Consider the following 14,897-nt stretch of genomic DNA (forward strand, 5'->3'; position numbering starts at 1 on the left):
GGGGCGCCCCTCCGACCCCTATCCCCCCGCCATCCCCGTCTTGACCCCCGCCCCGCACAGCGGCACGACCCCCGTCCGTCCGTCGAGCGCCCCCTCCCGCACCGCCGCCCAGCAGGCCACCCCCGTCGACTCGACGTACAGCCCGCGGCCCGTCAAGTCCGCCTGTGCCGAGGCGATCTGTTCCTCCGTCACCGTCAGGAACGCGCCCCCCGACTCCCGTACCGCCCGGAGGATCTGCCGGGCCCGCGGCGGGCGCGGGATCGCGATGCCCTCCGCGTGCGTGGGCGCCATCGGGGTCTCGCCCACGAGGTCGTCCGCGCCGGCCCGCCACGCCCCGGCCAGCGGGGCGACCGCCGCCGACTGCACCGCGTACAGCGCGGGGCGCCGGGCGATGAGTCCGGCCGCGTGGAGCTCGCGGACCGCGAGCTGCGCGCCGAGCAGCAGCGTGCCGTTGCCGACCGGGACGACCAGCGCCTCGGGCAGGCGGCCCCCGAGGTCCTCCCACAGCTCGTGGACGTACGTCTTCGTGCCGTGCAGGAAGTAGGGGTTGTGGACGTGCGAGGCGTAGAACGTGCCCGGCTCGTCCGCCGCCGCGCGGGCCGCCGACGCCGCCGACTCGCGGTCGCCGTCGACGACGTCGACGCGCGCCCCGTGCGCGCCGATCTGCTCCAGCTTCTTCGGCGACGTCCCTGCGGGCACGTACACCGTGCAGTCGAGCCCGGCCCGCGCGCAGTACGCGGCGACCGCCGTGCCCGCGTTGCCGCTGCTGTCGGCGATCACCCGGTCGGGGCCCAGGCGCAGGGCGAGGGCGGCGAGCATGACGGCGCCCCGGTCCTTGAAGGACAGCGTGGGCATCAGGAAGTCCAGCTTGGCCGAGATCCGCCCCTCCAGCTCCACGACGGGCGTGCGGCCCTCGCCGAGGGAGATCGCGGGGGCCGGGAGCGGCAGGCATTCCGCGTACCGCCACAGGGAGTTGACCCGCCCGGACAGCTTGTCGAGCGGTGCGGGCGTGGGGGAGAAGTCCAGGTCGAGCGGGCCGCGGCAGGCCGGGCACGACCAGGCGGGCGAGACCGCGGCGACGCGCGTCCCGTCGGCCGGGCAGAAGCGGTCGGGCAGGGCGCTCGTGTCGGTCGCATATGTCATGCGGGCAGGCTAGTTGTGGCCACTGGTGACGGAGGGGTACGAGAGGTCTGTGGCGGTTGGTGAGGGTGTGTCATGGCAGGTGCGTGGCGGTCGTGTTACGTCCGATCCTGGCCCTTGTGGGATTCCTATGGATCCGCCAATCTTTCGTCCGGACGGAGTCAAGAACCGGCCTGTCGTCTTGACATGCCCCTGTCTTATGTCTCCGCGAGTGTGGGCACCACGGCACCAATCCCCCACCAGCGCACCACCTATTGAGGAGGACCCCTCAGATGGCAGTGACGCGTCACCACCGCCGAAGACTGGCCGGGATCAGCGCGACAGCGGTCGCGGCTCTCACCCTCGGCGTCGTATCCGCCCTCCCGGCGACCGCGCGGCCGGACCGGGCGGCGGGCACGATCGAGAACGCCGGCGCGCCCGGGACGATCAAGAACAGCTACATCGTGAGCCTCGACAAGGGTGCGCCCAAGGCCCGTTCCGCCGCGGGCAAGGCGCTCGCCAAGGAGTACGGCGCCACGATCGAGCGGACCTACGACAAGGCGCTGAACGGGTACGAGGTCCGGCTCTCCGAGGCCGCCGCGAAGAGGTTCGCCGCCGACCCGGCGGTCGACGCGGTCGTCCAGAACCGGACCTTCACCGCCTCCGCCACCCAGAACAACCCGCCGTCCTGGGGTCTGGACCGCATCGACCAGAAGAACCTGCCGCTGGACCAGAAGTACACCTACCCGGACTCCGCGGGCGAGGGCGTCACCGCGTACGTCATCGACACCGGTGTGCGCATCAGCCACAGCGACTTCGGCGGCCGTGCCTCCTACGGCTACGACGCCATCGACAACGACAACACCGCGCAGGACGGGCACGGCCACGGCACGCACGTCGCCGGTACGGTCGCGGGCACGCTGCACGGCGTCGCCAAGAAGGCCAAGATCGTCGGCGTCCGCGTCCTGAACAACCAGGGCTCGGGCACCACCGCGCAGGTCGTCGCCGGCATCGACTGGGTGACCCGGAACGCCGTCAAGCCCGCGGTCGCCAACATGTCGCTCGGCGGCGGCGCCGACAGCGCCCTCGACACGGCCGTCCGCAACTCCGTCGCGTCCGGCATCACCTACGCCGTGGCGGCGGGCAACGAGTCGACCGACGCGTCGACCAAGTCGCCCGCGCGCGTGGCGGAGGCCATCACCGTCGGTGCCACGACCAACACCGACGCGCGGGCCAGCTACTCGAACTACGGCAGCATCCTCGACATCTTCGCCCCGGGCTCCTCGATCACCTCGACGTGGAACACCAGCGACAGCGCCACGAACACCATCTCCGGCACGTCGATGGCCTCCCCGCACGTCGCGGGCGCGGCGGCGATCTACCTGGGCCAGAACCCCGGCTCGACCCCGGCGCAGGTGTCCGCGGCCCTGGTCAGCGCCTCCTCGACCGGCGTCGTCGGCAGCCCCGGCACCGGCTCGCCCAACCGGCTCCTGAACGTCACCGGCGGCACGACGAACCCGCCCGGCAAGTCGTTCAGCAACACCACCGACTACGCGATCAACGACAACGCCACGGCCGAGTCGCCGATCGCCGTCACCGGCGTCACGGGCAACGCGCCCGCGTCCCTGTCCGTCCCCGTCGTCATCCAGCACACGTACATCGGCGACCTCCAGGTCCAGCTGATCGCGCCGGACGGCACGGCGTACACGCTCAAGGGCTACGGCACGGGCGGCAGCACGGACAACATCAACACCACGTACACCGTGAACGCCTCCTCGGAGGTCGCCAACGGCACGTGGAAGCTCCGGGTCAGCGACAACGCGGCCCAGGACACCGGGAAGATCGACTCGTGGGGTCTCCAGTTCTAGGCCGCCGACCGGTTCCGGACCGCCGGCCGGTCCCGCGCCGCAGGCACTGAGCGGAGTCACTCCGGTACGTGCGCGTCCTCGTCCTCGCGGAAGGGCTCCGGGTCGGTGACCCAGCCCGCCGCGAGGACCAGGCGCGACGTGCGGTGCACGGCGAGGAAGCCGAAGGGGCGGTCGAAGGTGACGCCCACCTCGGTGGTGACGTACCGCTCCTCGGGGACCCCGGCGGCCACGCCCATGACCGGCGTGACGGCCGCCGCCCGGAAGCCGAGCGCCCCGAACGTCGCCGTCGCCGACTGGGCCGCCCGCCGCACGGCCAGCTCCTCGGCGGCCACCCCCGGGAAGTGGCCGCGCGAGCCGTCCAGCGCGGAGGTGAGGCCGAACAGCGCGTGCCGTTCCGTCAGGTCGTGCTGCGCGCTCAGCGTGAACGGCACCGTCCGTACGTACAGCTCCGGCGGCCGCGGGACCACGGAACGCTCCCTGCGGACCTCCAGTCCGGGACCCACGTGCCCGTACGGCAGCTGAGGCCCCGGCGCCACCGGCAGCCTGCGCGCGAGCACGTCCACGCCCGCGCCCAGCACCTCCCCGGGGCCCATGGAGTCCTCGCCGAGCAGCAGATGGACGTCGATCCCGGTGGTGCCGAGCACCTTCAGCCCGGTGACGGCTCCGGCGGGGGAGTGCGCGACCCCCACGCGGTCGAGGAGGGACGTCGAGCGGTGCAGGGACGCCACGTCGCGGTCCCGCCACGGCCCCGCCCCGGGCGTCATCACGGATTCGCCGAACGGCTGGAACCAGTCCGTACGCAGGGCCAGCGCGCTCGCCAGGACGAACTCGGTCCCCTCGTCCGGGTGCTCCGGCATCCGCTCGATCTGCCCGCCCGTCCGCTCGGCCGCCCACGCGTCGAGGGCCGCCGCGTCCGCCGCCGGGTCGCCGGTCAGCACCCCGAGCGCCCCGGCCGGCACGCCTTCGCGCCAGGCGTCCCGCAGCGTCAGCGTGCGCCGCGTCCACAGCCCGAGCGCCGCGTCCACCCCGCGCATCGAGTCCAGCGCGGCCAGCAACTCCCGCGCCGCCCCCGCCGTCTCGTCCGCGGACATCCCCACCGCGTCCGCGAGTTCGGCGCGCGCCGCGCCGTCCGCGCCGTCCGCCAGGAGGGCCAGCAGGGGCCAGACGCCGGCCGCGGAGAGGACGGTGCCCCGCCCGGCGGAGGCCGTCCCGGCCCACCGGGAGGTCAGCCGGTTGACGGCCCGGACCACTGTCCGAGATGGAGAGGTTTGGCGCCGCATTGCCGATTCGCTCCCGCCCCCGATTACGATGCGCCAAGCCTTCCGCATCGCTCGCCCCGAATCCAGGAGTTGTGCCCCCGTGGACATACCGCCGCCCCCGGACCCGTACGCCCCGCCCCCACCGGAACCGCAGGGGCGACAGGGCGGTCGGCAGGGCCCGTACGGGCAGGGCGGGGAGCAGGGCGCGTACGGGCGGGGCGGGCATCAGCAGGGCGCGTACGGGCAGGGCGGGCAGCAGCAGGGCTTGCAGGGCCTGCAGGGCCCGTACGGGCAGCCGGGGGTGCCCGGGGCCGTCCCGTATCAGCGGTGGCCCGGTTCTTACTCCCCGTACTCCCGGCCGCCGGTCAACGGCTTCGCGATCGTCTCCCTGGTCCTCGGCATCCTCTGCTTCCTGCCCGCCGTCGGCCTGGTCTTCGGGCTGATCGCCCTCGCGCAGATCAAGCGCAAGGGCGAGCGCGGCAAGGGCCTGGCGATCGCGGGCAGCGTCGTCTCCGTCGTCGGCGTCCTGCTGCTCGTCCTCGCGGTCGTCACGGGCGGCGCCCGCGACGTCGTCGAGGGCATGCGCGAGGCGGCCCGCGACGCCCGGGCGAACGCCGGGGCCTTCCCGGTCGCCAAGGGCGGCTGCTTCGACGCGCCCGACGGCGCCCTCGACTCCATGGAGTACGCCTTCCAGGTCGACGAGGTGCCCTGCGCCGGGCGCCACGACGGCGAGGTCTTCGCGTCGTTCCGGGTCGACCACACGCGCTACCCGGGCGACGACGCGCTCGTCGGGCTCGCCGAGACCAAGTGCGCCGCCCAGCGCTCCGCGTACGTCATGGACAGCTGGGCGGACCCCGGCGACGCCGAGATCTACTACTTCGTGCCGGACCGGAGCACCTGGCGCCGGGGCGACCGCCACGTCACCTGCCTCTTCGGCGCCGCCGACCCCGGGCACCCGCTCAAGGGCTCCCTGCGCCGCGACGCCACCACCCTCGACGCCCACCAGCTCGCCTACCTCAAGGCCGACCGGGCCTTCGAGAAGGCGTACGGCACGCAGCCCGCGGAGGAGCTGGTCGAGGACGACCTCGACGGGCACAAGAAGTGGGCGGCCCGCGTCGACAAGGGCCTCGCCGAACGGGCGCGGCAGCTGCGCGCGCACACCTGGCCCGCGCCCGCGCGGCCGTCCGTCGCCGCGCTCGCCGCCGAGCTCGACCGGGGCCGCGCACAGTGGGCGAAGGCCGCCGGGTCGGCCGACGCCGACAGCTACTACGACCACTACGTGGCGGGCCTGCGGGGCCTCGGCGACAAGAAGGCGGTCGCGGCCCGCAAGTCCCTCGGCCTGGCGACGACTTCGCCGCGCGACGCGACCCCCGGCGACGGCCCCGGCTCCGGGCTCGACGAGGGGCACGGAGAGGGGCACGGGGAGGAGCGCGGTACCGGGCGCGGTACCGGGGGCGAGGGGAGCGCCGCGGTGTGAGCCGCCCCGGTGCTGCGTGCGGGGCGGCCTGCGCACACCGCACCCCCTAAGGGGATTTTGTCCGCTTCTGTGATAGTTCTTCGGTGTGACGTCCGTCGTGCCGCCGCCCGCCGTGGCCCGGGTCCTGCTCCTCGGTGCCGGCCTCCTGAACGCGGCCCTCGCCGTCCTCGTCGCCGCCCCGCTGCCCCGCGTCCCGCTCCTGGTGCTCGTCGCGGCCGCGATCACCTCCTGGGGGCTCGTGCTCCTGCTGCCGGGGCTGCTCGGGCTGCTGGCCGCCGCGCTCGGCGGCGGGCGGCACCCCTGGTGCGCGGGGCTCGCCGCGCTCGCCTCCTTCGCGGCCCTCGTCTACGGAGTGATGCCGTACGCCGCCGCCTACGGCACCGCGGAGCGCCAAGGGCAACGGCTCGCGGCCGCGCGCTACTTCGACGGCGTCAACTACGCCAAGGTGCCCGACCGCGCCCGCACCCTCACCTACGCGCGCGTGGGCGGCGCCCACGGGGCGTCCCCGCGCACACGCCAGAAGCTCCGCCTCGACCTGTGGGCGCTGCCCAAGCGGCAGGCGGTCCGGCGCCCCGCCGTCGTCTGGGTGCACGGCGGCGGCTGGAACAAGGGGCACCGCAGCCAGACCCCCGAGTGGAACCGGTGGTTCAACGCGCGGGGCTGGTCGGTCTTCGACATCGACTACCGTCTCGCGCCACGGGCCACCCAGCTCGACCAGATCGGCGACGTGAAGTGCGCGGTCGGCTGGGTGCGGCGCCACGCGCGCGCGTACGGCATCGACCCCGACCGCCTGCTGCTCGCGGGCAGTTCGGCGGGCGGCAACCTCGCGCTCGCCGCCGCCTACACCGAGGGCGACGGCCGGGTCCCGTCGTCCTGCGCCGTGCGCGACAGCTCGGTGGCGGGCGTCGTCTCGCTCTACGGGCCCACCGACATGGGGCGCCTGATCGCCGGGACCGCGCTGCGCCGCGACCCCATGATCCCGCACCTGATGGGCGGTTCGGCGGCCACCGCGCCCGCCCGCTACCGCCTCGGCTCGCCCGCCCGCCTGGTGCGCGGCGACGTGCCGCCCACGCTGCTGCTGCACGGGAGCGCGGACCGTGCGGTGCCGGTGGCGCAGGCGCGCGAGCTGGCCCGGCGGCTCAAGGGGGTGCACGCCCCGGCGACGTACGTCGAACTGCCGTGGGCCGATCACTGTTTCGACGTCAACTGGGGAAGCTGGGGGAGCCAGATCGCACGGGCGGCGACTGAACGTTTCCTCAGTACCCTGGGTCGATCGCTATATCCGGGGAAAGGCCCTGCGTAAAGACCTGACCCGGAAGAAATCATCACTTCGGGTGATTCCTTGGCCTTGGCTTGCGGCCAACAACCCACGGTTGCCAGGCTGTTGCTGTCTGTCAACCTGATGGGAGTGGCCAGTGACTTTCGGTGAACAGCCGGCGTATCTGCGTGTCGCGGGTGATCTCCGCAAGAAGATCGTCGACGGTTCGCTGCCGCCGCACACCCGACTCCCCTCGCAGGCCAGAATCCGCGAGGAGTACGGGGTGTCGGACACGGTCGCCCTGGAGGCGCGCAAGGTCCTGATGGCCGAGGGCCTGGTCGAGGGCCGCTCCGGATCCGGCACGTACGTGCGCGAGCGCCCCGTCCCGCGCAGGATCGCCCGCACCGGCTACCGCGCGGTCAACGGCGGTTCGACCCCGTTCCGCCAGGAGCAGGCGGCCGACGGCGCGCGCGGCACCTGGGAGTCGCGCAGCGAGCAGATCGAGGCGAGCGCCGCGATCGCCGAGCGGCTGGACATCCGCGCGGGCGACCGCGTGATGTGCACCCGGTACGTCTTCCGGGACGCCGGGGAGGCCATGATGCTCTCCACCTCCTGGGAGCCCCTCGCCGTCACCGGCCGCACGCCGGTGATGCTTCCCGAGGAAGGGCCCCTCGGCGGCTGCGGGGTGGTGGAGCGGATGGCCGCCATCGACGTCGTCGTGGACAACGTCGCCGAGGACGTCGGCGCCCGCCCCGGCCTCGCCGAGGAGCTCACGGCGCTCGGCGGCGTCCCCGGCCACGTCGTCCTCGTCGTCCAGCGCACGTACTACGCCTCGGGCCGCCCGGTCGAGACGGCCGACGTCGTGGTGCCCGCCGACCGCTACCGCATCGCGTACCACCTGCCCGTGAAGTGAGCCCCGCGCGCCGCCCGTCGGCCGGCGCGCGCCCGGATTCCGGAGGGGCCCGTCCGCCCCTCGTGATCACGAGTTAACGGCGGGACCTGTTCCGTAACCCCGGGGCAACGCCCCGCCGACCCGCCCCGTCACCTGCGGCTCCTACCTTCCCCGTCCTACCCGCATCCGGCCGGACGACAGGAAGACCTATGACGGAGACGACGGTCACCCGCGAGTCGGGGAGCGGGGCGGACAGCCCGCCCCCGCAGCGCAGTTACGCCAGGATGGCGGCGGACGAGAGCCGCGAGGACTACTCCCTGCGGTACGCCCCGCACTCCTTCCGGCGCTGGTCGCCCACCATGGTGGCGTCCACCGCGCTCGGCGGCATCGCCTACCTCGCGGACTTCGCGATCGGCGCGTCCATCGTCTTCACGTACGGCTTCACCAGCGGTCTCGCCTCGATCCTGTGCGCCGCCACGATCATCTTCGTGACCGGCATCCCGGTCGCGCGGGCCTGCGCGACCTACGGCCTGGACATGGACCTGGTGACCAGGGGGGCGGGTTTCGGCTATTTCGGGTCGACGCTCACGTCCCTCATCTACGCCTCGTTCACCTTCATCTTCTTCGCCCTCGAAGGCTCGATCATGGCGCAGGCCATGCACCAGGCCGTCGGGCTCCCGGTGGAGATCGGCTATCTCCTCACGACGCTGATCGTCATCCCGATCGTCTTCCGCGGCATGGGCGCGCTGGCCAAGGTGCAGGCCTGGACCCAGCCGGTGTGGATCATCGGCATGGTGCTGCCGTTCGTCGTGCTGGCCTTCGAGGCGCCGGACGCGTGGGGCGCGTTCACGTCGTTCGGGGGGACCGAGGGCGCGGGCAGCGCGTTCTCCTGGACCGGCTTCGGGCTCGGCACGGGCGTCGCGCTCTCGCTGATCGCGCAGATCGGCGAGCAGGCCGACTACCTGCGCTTCATGCCCGCGAAGACCGAGCAGAACCGGCGCCGCTGGAACCTCGCCGTGCTCGCGGCGGGCCCCGGCTGGGTCGTCATCGGCGCGGCCAAGCAACTGGGCGGCGCCTTCCTGGCGTTCGTCGCCCTGGAGGCCGTCGGCGCCACGCACGCCCTGGAGCCCATCGCCCCGCAGATCGAGGCGCTGCGGCCGTGGCTCGGCTCCATCGCGCTGCCCGCCGCCGCCCTGTTCGTGATCGTCTCGCAGGTCAAGATCAACGTGACCAACGCGTACAGCGGCTCGCTGTCCTGGTCGAACTTCTTCTCCCGCGTCACCCACCGCCACCCGGGCCGGGTCTGGTACATCTTCCTCAACCTCGCCATCGCGCTGACGCTGATGGAGATGAACATGTTCGCGGCCCTGAACACCCTGCTCGGCTTCTACTCGAACGTGGGCATCGCCTGGATCACGGCGGTCGCCGCCGACCTCGTCATCAACAAGCGCGCGGGCTGGAGCCCGCCGTACATCGAGTTCAAACGGGCCTACCTGTACGCGGTGAATCCGGCCGGATTCGGCGCGATGGTCATCGCGTCGACGATCTCGATCCTCGCCTTCTCCGGCCTGTTCGGGCGGTACGCGGAGGCGTTCTCGACCTTCATCGCGGCCGGACTCGCCCTCGTCCTGTGCCCGTTGATCGCCTGGGCGACCCGGGGCAAGTACTACCTCGCGCGCCCCAACCCGGTGAACGGCCCGCACGCGACCGGTCCGGCCGCCGCCGACCTCACCGCCACCCACCGGTGCGGCGTCTGCGCCACCGACTACGAACTGCCCGACATCGCGGACTGCCCCGTCCAGGCAGGCCCGATCTGCTCCCTGTGCTGCTCGCTGGACGCCGGCTGCGAGGACGCCTGCCGCACCTCGCCGCCGAGCGGGCCCGTGCTCATGCCGATGCCGACGCGGCGCCCGGACTGACAGGTCCGCGACGCACCACGGTCAGGGGGGCGCATCCCGGCGGATGCGCCCCCCCGGTGCGTGGGGGCCGTGGCCGATAGCGGACCTCGCGCGTACCTCTTTGTGCAAACTCGTATCCGCTGAGTAAAGGTCGGGCGTAGGCTCGGGCATATGCGGATTGCGGTTTCCTTACTGATCGAGGCGTGGGGCGCGCCGGGGGTGGCGAGCGGAGGGCGCAATGAATGACAGCACGGTCGTGCTGCCCTGGTCGGTGATACGGCAGGACAGCAACGGCAACCGCTATCGCGTGGGCCGGTACGCGACGAGGGCCGAGGCCCAGAAGATCGTGGACAGCCTGGACGACCGCGGGCACAAGCAGCTCTACTCCGTCGAGCGGATGGGCCAGAACGGCGGCGGCCGCTGATCCGGCGGCCGGCCCGGGCGGCCGTGGACCGCACCGGCGGCCCGCCCGGCACAGGCCCTAGGCTCCGTACATGAACGAACACACCGTGGCGGCCGAGCGCATCGTGGTGGGTGCCGCCCTGTACGACGGCGAACGCCTGCTCGCCGCACGGCGCAGCGCGCCCCCCGAGCTGGCCGGCGGCTGGGAGCTGCCCGGCGGCAAGGTCGAGCCGGGCGAGCGGTGCGAGGACGCGCTGGTGCGCGAGCTCCGCGAGGAACTGGGCATCGAGGCCGAACCGACCGGCCGGGTGCCGGGCGAGTGGCCGCTCGCCAAGGGCCTTGTCCTGCGGGTCTGGACGGCCCGCCTCGTCTCGGGCGAGCCCCGCCCCCTGGAGGACCACGACGAGCTGCGCTGGCTCACCCCGGACGCGATCTGGTCGGTGGACTGGCTGGCCGCGGACGTGCCCGCGGTCAGGGCGGTGACATCGGCGGCGTCCGTGACATCGGCGGCGTCGGCGTCGCGGAAGGGTTCGTCGCGCGCCGCGCACTGACTCCGCCTACGCCGTTCGTGCCACAGTGCGCCCCGATACGCGGTAAACCCGCCTGGATATCGGGTATGTGCCCATTAACCCCATGAAACCGGACAGGTTCAGCGACTGGTCTGGAAGTGATCGGCGTGATCGACACCGAAGGCGACTGCGCCGAGTGGGCGTTCCCCGCGGACCCCGGCGCCGTCCGCACGGCGCGCGCCGTCGTCCGCAAGCAGCTCGCCGACTGGGGCCTCGCGGCCCTGGGCGACGTCACCGTGTTGCTCGTGAGCGAGTTGGTGACCAACTCCCTGCGGCATGCCTCCGGGCCCATCGGCGTACGCCTCGTACGCCCCGCGGACCCCGCCGGGACCCTCCTCGTGGAGGTGTCCGATCCGCTCCCCGACCCGCCCCTCGAACGCACCGCCGCCCCCGACGACGAGGGCGGACGCGGGCTGCAGCTGGTGTCCCGTTCCTCCCGGCGCTGGGGAACGCGCCCGGGTCGAACGGGCAGGACGGGGAAGACGGTGTGGTTCGAGCTGGCTCTGCCGGGTTAGAAGACTGGCAGTGTGCGAGAGGCGTCCGGCACAAGGGCGGCGCGGGCCAAAAAGCGTCGAGTCCGTGCTGTGATCGTGAACGCCGTGTGCCGCTGCGCCGTAGTGCTGGATACTGCGGTCAGCCGTATGCGGTGACCGGTGCCGGACGCGGTGAGCTGGAGGGGACGGTTCGCGTGAGCGAGATACCAGCGAAGGCGACGGAGAGCGGCGGTCCGTCGGGCGACGCGATGGCCCACGGGGCCGCGGACGACGCGACGGGCGATGAGGCCCCGGGCGACGCGACGGGTGACGCGACCGGCGACCTGCCGGTCGACGAGACGTGGCGCCGCAGCCCACCCGGTTCGATCTACGACTACATCAAGGTCGCCTCGTTCTCGATCGGGGCCGACGGCCTGGTCGACCAGTGGAGCGCCCGCGCCGAGCACCTGTTCGGCGTGGCCGCGCGGGACGCCGTGGGCAAGGACCCCATCGAGGCGTTCGTGCCGCCCGAGCTGCGCGCCGGCGGTCACCGCAAGATGGCGGAGATCCTCGACGGGCGGGAGTGGACGGGCGTCGTCCCCTTCCGGCTGCCCGAGGGCGCGCTCCCTGCGGTCGGCGGCGGTGCCGGGGCCGGACACGGCGCCGGAGGCCTGGAGGGCCTCGCCGAGGTCTATGTGATGCCGACCGAGACGGAGGACGGGGAGCGGGCCGCGGTCTGTATCGTCGTCGACGTCCGGGTGCTCCGGCAGATCGAGACGGACCTCGCCGCCTCGCAGGCCATATTCGGCCAATCTCCCTTCGGTTTCCTGCTGTTCGGCACGGACCTGAAGGTGCAGCGCGCCAACCGCCGCTTCGCCGACGTCTTCGGCGGCGGCATCGAGGACCAGCGCGGCCGCACGGTCCACGACTACCTGCCGCGCCACGAGGCCGACCGCATGGCCGCCGCCCTGAAGCGGGTCCTGGAAACGGGCGATTCCGTGACGGACATGCAGATAGTGGGCCCGGTTCCCGGCGGCAAGGACCGCAGGCACTGGTCGATCAACCTCTACCGCGTGCACAGCGGCTCCGGCCGCCCCATTGGCGTCGCCGGCCTCGGCACCGACGTCACCCGCAGGCACGCCGCCGCCCGCGAGGCCGCCCACGCGCGGCGCAATCTGGCCCTCCTGAACGAGGCGGGCGCCCGCATCGGCAACTCCCTCGACCTGGAGACCACCGCCCGCGAACTCCTCGACGTCGCCGTCCCCGGCTTCTGCGACCTCGCCTCCGTCGACCTCTACCAAGGCCTGCTCGACGGCGACGAGACCCCGCCGGGACTGGCCGACGGAAGCGCGGAACTGCGCCGGGTGGCCTTCGCGAGCGCCGTCGCCGACGCTCCGTTTCCGGACGGCACCGCCCCCGTCGACGTCGGCTCCGTGCACCGCTTCGCGTTCACCTCGCCCTGCGCCGACGCCCTGCGCGCCGCCCGCCCCCGCCTGGTCACCGGGGAGGACGACGACTCCGCGAGCCGGCGCACCGGCGGCCTGGTCCAGTCGACGCTCGCGGTGCCGATGGTCGCCCACGACACCGTGGTCGGCCTCGCCCAGTTCTCCCGTACCAAGGGCAGCGAGCCCTTCGGCGAACGCGACCGGGCGCTCGCCGTCGAACTGGCCGCGCGCGCCGCGGTCTGCATCGACAACGCCCGCCTCTACCGCCGCGAGCACGAACGCGCGCTGATACTGCAACGGTCCCTGCTGCCGCCCGGCGACCCCGAGGCCTCCGGGCTCGACATCGCCTGCCGCTACCTGCCGGGCAACGCCGCCACCGAGGTCGGCGGCGACTGGTTCGACGTCATCGAACTGCCCGGCCACCGCACCGCCCTGGTCGTCGGCGACGTCATGGGCCGCGGCCTGCGGGCCGCCGTCGCCATGGGCGAGCTGCGCACCGCCGTGCGCACCCTCGCGCTCCTCGACCTGGAGCCCGCCGAGGTGCTCTCCGCCCTCGACGAGATCGCCCGCGGGCTCGGCAACCCCGCCGGACCCCAGCAGTCCACCCGCGCCGCCCGCAAGGCGGCGGACGCGGACCTCAGCGAGGTCTACCTCGCCACCTGCGTGTACGCGGTCTACGACGCCGTCACCCGCCGCTGCACCTTCGCCAACGCCGGGCACCTGCCGCCCGTCCTCGTCGAGCCCGGCGAGTCCGCGCTGATGCTCGACGTCCCGCCGGGCATGCCGCTCGGCGTCGGCGGCGAACCCTTCGAGGACGTCCAGGTCGAACTCCCCGAGGGCGCCCTGCTCGCGCTCTACACCGACGGCCTCGTCGAGTCCCGCGACCACCCCCTCGACGAGGGCCTGAACGCCTTCGTCAGCGCCCTGAACGACGCCCCGCCCGCCCTGGAGGACGTCTGCGACCACGTCCTCAGCACCCTCGACACCCACCACGGGGAGGACGACATCGCGCTCCTGATGGCGCGCGTCCAGGGACTGCCCGCGGGCCACGTCGGCGACTGGACGCTGCCGCGCGACCCCAAGTCGGTGGGCCGCGCCCGCGAACTGGCCTGCGCCCAACTGCGCGCCTGGGACCTGGAACGCCTCTGCGACACCGCGGAACTGCTGGTCAGCGAGCTCGTCACCAACGCCCTGCGGTACGGCGAGGGCGACATCAGGCTGCGGCTGCTGCTCGACCGCACCCTGGTGTGCGAGGTGTGGGACGCGGGCTTCGTCCAGCCGCGCCGCCGCCGGGCCCGCGACACCGACGAGGGCGGCCGCGGCCTGCAGCTGGTCGGCCTGCTCAGCGCCGCGTGGGGCTCGCGCAGGACCCCGCAGGGCAAGACCGTGTGGTTCGAACTGTCGCTGCCCGACGGCGACACCGAGCCGATGGACCCGGCGGAGGCGCTGCTCAGCCTGTTCTGACCGGGCTCACGTGGTCGCCTTGAGAGCGGCGAGGCGGGCGGTGACCTCCGCCTCGTCGCCCAGCTGGTCCAGCTCCTCGAACTGCGCGTCGAGCGAGGAGGCGGCCAGCTCCTGCTTGCCGAGCGCCCGGGCCTCCTCGCGCCGCACCTTCTCCTCGAACCGGCTCAGCTCGCTGGTCGGGTCGAGGACGTCGATGTTCTGCGCCGCGTCCATCATCTGGTTCTGCGCCTCGGCGGTCTTCGCGCGCGCCACCAACTGATCGCGCCGCGACTGCAGTTCGGTCAGCTTCGTCTTCATCCGGTCGAGCCCGGACGTCAGCTTGTCCACGACCTCGGTCTGCGAGGCGATCGTCGGCTCCGCGTCCTTCGCCTCCTTCTCGGCCTGCAGCTGCCGCCCGAGCGCCACCTTGGCGAGCCGGTCGAACTTGTCGGCCTCCACGGCGTTCCCGTCCGCCCGCAGCTCGTCCGCCTTCCGGCTCGCCGCGAGCGCCTTGCCGCCCCACTCGTCGGCCGCCTCCCGGTCCTGGCGGTGGTCCGCCTCCAGCATCCGCAGATTGCCGATGGTGGTCGCGACCGCCTCCTCCGCCTCCCGGATGTTGCCCGAGTAGTCGCGGATCAGCTGGTCGAGCATCTTCTGCGGGTCCTCGGCCTGGTCGATGAGCGCGTTGATGTTCGCCTTGGCGAGCTGGGCGACACGGCCGAGGATGGTCTGCTTCGTCATGGCCTCGATCTCCTTGGTCTCCATGGAGCGGGGTGTGCGGGGTATGCGCCTGC

The 14,897-nt window shown here is 73.2% G+C and carries 12 protein-coding genes; 9 read left to right on the forward strand and 3 right to left on the reverse strand.

Going from position 1 to position 14,897, the window contains the following annotated elements; genetic code table 11:
• Positions 1 to 18: 18 nt before the first annotated feature.
• Positions 19 to 1,143, reverse strand: a complete 1,125-nt coding sequence (locus tag ACFYXE_RS02900) for a threonine synthase (protein ID WP_389308249.1) — start codon at positions 1,141 to 1,143, stop codon at positions 19 to 21.
• Between the two features lie 269 nt (positions 1,144 to 1,412).
• On the opposite strand from ACFYXE_RS02900, the gene ACFYXE_RS02905 reads away from it, so the two are divergent.
• Positions 1,413 to 2,987 carry a S8 family serine peptidase gene (locus tag ACFYXE_RS02905; protein WP_389308251.1) on the forward strand — a complete coding sequence of 525 codons (1,575 nt, stop codon included), beginning with the start codon at positions 1,413 to 1,415 and terminating at the stop codon, positions 2,985 to 2,987.
• Positions 2,988 to 3,043: 56 nt separating this feature from the next.
• On the opposite strand, the gene ACFYXE_RS02910 is transcribed toward ACFYXE_RS02905, so the two are convergent.
• Entirely contained in the window at positions 3,044 to 4,267 is a 1,224-nt protein-coding gene (locus ACFYXE_RS02910; RefSeq protein WP_389308253.1) for a serpin family protein, read from the reverse strand.
• Positions 4,268 to 4,346: 79 nt separating this feature from the next.
• On the opposite strand from ACFYXE_RS02910, the gene ACFYXE_RS02915 reads away from it, so the two are divergent.
• From ACFYXE_RS02915 to ACFYXE_RS02950, 8 genes are all read left to right on the forward strand, one after another.
• Positions 4,347 to 5,723, forward strand: coding sequence for a DUF4190 domain-containing protein (locus ACFYXE_RS02915; protein ID WP_389308255.1), 1,377 nt, complete (start codon positions 4,347 to 4,349; stop codon positions 5,721 to 5,723).
• A gap of 85 nt (positions 5,724 to 5,808) precedes the next feature.
• Positions 5,809 to 7,026, forward strand: a complete 1,218-nt coding sequence (locus ACFYXE_RS02920) for an alpha/beta hydrolase fold domain-containing protein (RefSeq protein ID WP_389308257.1) — start codon at positions 5,809 to 5,811, stop codon at positions 7,024 to 7,026.
• A 112-nt stretch (positions 7,027 to 7,138) separates the two neighbouring features.
• Positions 7,139 to 7,894: a GntR family transcriptional regulator gene (locus ACFYXE_RS02925; RefSeq protein WP_361176853.1), complete on the forward strand. Its 756-nt coding sequence runs from the start codon at positions 7,139 to 7,141 to the stop codon at positions 7,892 to 7,894.
• Positions 7,895 to 8,082: 188 nt separating this feature from the next.
• Complete coding sequence (locus ACFYXE_RS02930) at positions 8,083 to 9,792, forward strand: purine-cytosine permease family protein (RefSeq protein WP_389308260.1); 1,710 nt, start codon at positions 8,083 to 8,085, stop codon at positions 9,790 to 9,792.
• Positions 9,793 to 10,009: 217 nt separating this feature from the next.
• Positions 10,010 to 10,195 (forward strand): SPOR domain-containing protein, encoded by a 186-nt coding sequence (locus ACFYXE_RS02935; RefSeq protein WP_361176857.1) that lies wholly within the window; start codon positions 10,010 to 10,012, stop codon positions 10,193 to 10,195.
• Positions 10,196 to 10,265: 70 nt separating this feature from the next.
• A complete protein-coding gene (locus ACFYXE_RS02940) occupies positions 10,266 to 10,724 on the forward strand; it encodes a (deoxy)nucleoside triphosphate pyrophosphohydrolase (protein ID WP_389308262.1) in 459 nt (152 codons plus the stop codon).
• A gap of 116 nt (positions 10,725 to 10,840) precedes the next feature.
• On the forward strand, positions 10,841 to 11,257 hold the full coding sequence (locus ACFYXE_RS02945; RefSeq protein ID WP_361176861.1) for an ATP-binding protein: 417 nt from the start codon (positions 10,841 to 10,843) through the stop codon (positions 11,255 to 11,257).
• A 173-nt stretch (positions 11,258 to 11,430) separates the two neighbouring features.
• Entirely contained in the window at positions 11,431 to 14,124 is a 2,694-nt protein-coding gene (locus ACFYXE_RS02950) for a SpoIIE family protein phosphatase (protein WP_389308265.1), read from the forward strand.
• A 6-nt stretch (positions 14,125 to 14,130) separates the two neighbouring features.
• On the opposite strand, the gene ACFYXE_RS02955 is transcribed toward ACFYXE_RS02950, so the two are convergent.
• Positions 14,131 to 14,844 (reverse strand): PspA/IM30 family protein, encoded by a 714-nt coding sequence (locus ACFYXE_RS02955; RefSeq protein ID WP_361176865.1) that lies wholly within the window; start codon positions 14,842 to 14,844, stop codon positions 14,131 to 14,133.
• Positions 14,845 to 14,897: the final 53 nt, after the last annotated feature.

Source organism: Streptomyces sp. NPDC002564 (assembly GCF_042889645.1).
Taxonomy (GTDB): domain Bacteria; phylum Actinomycetota; class Actinomycetes; order Streptomycetales; family Streptomycetaceae; genus Streptomyces.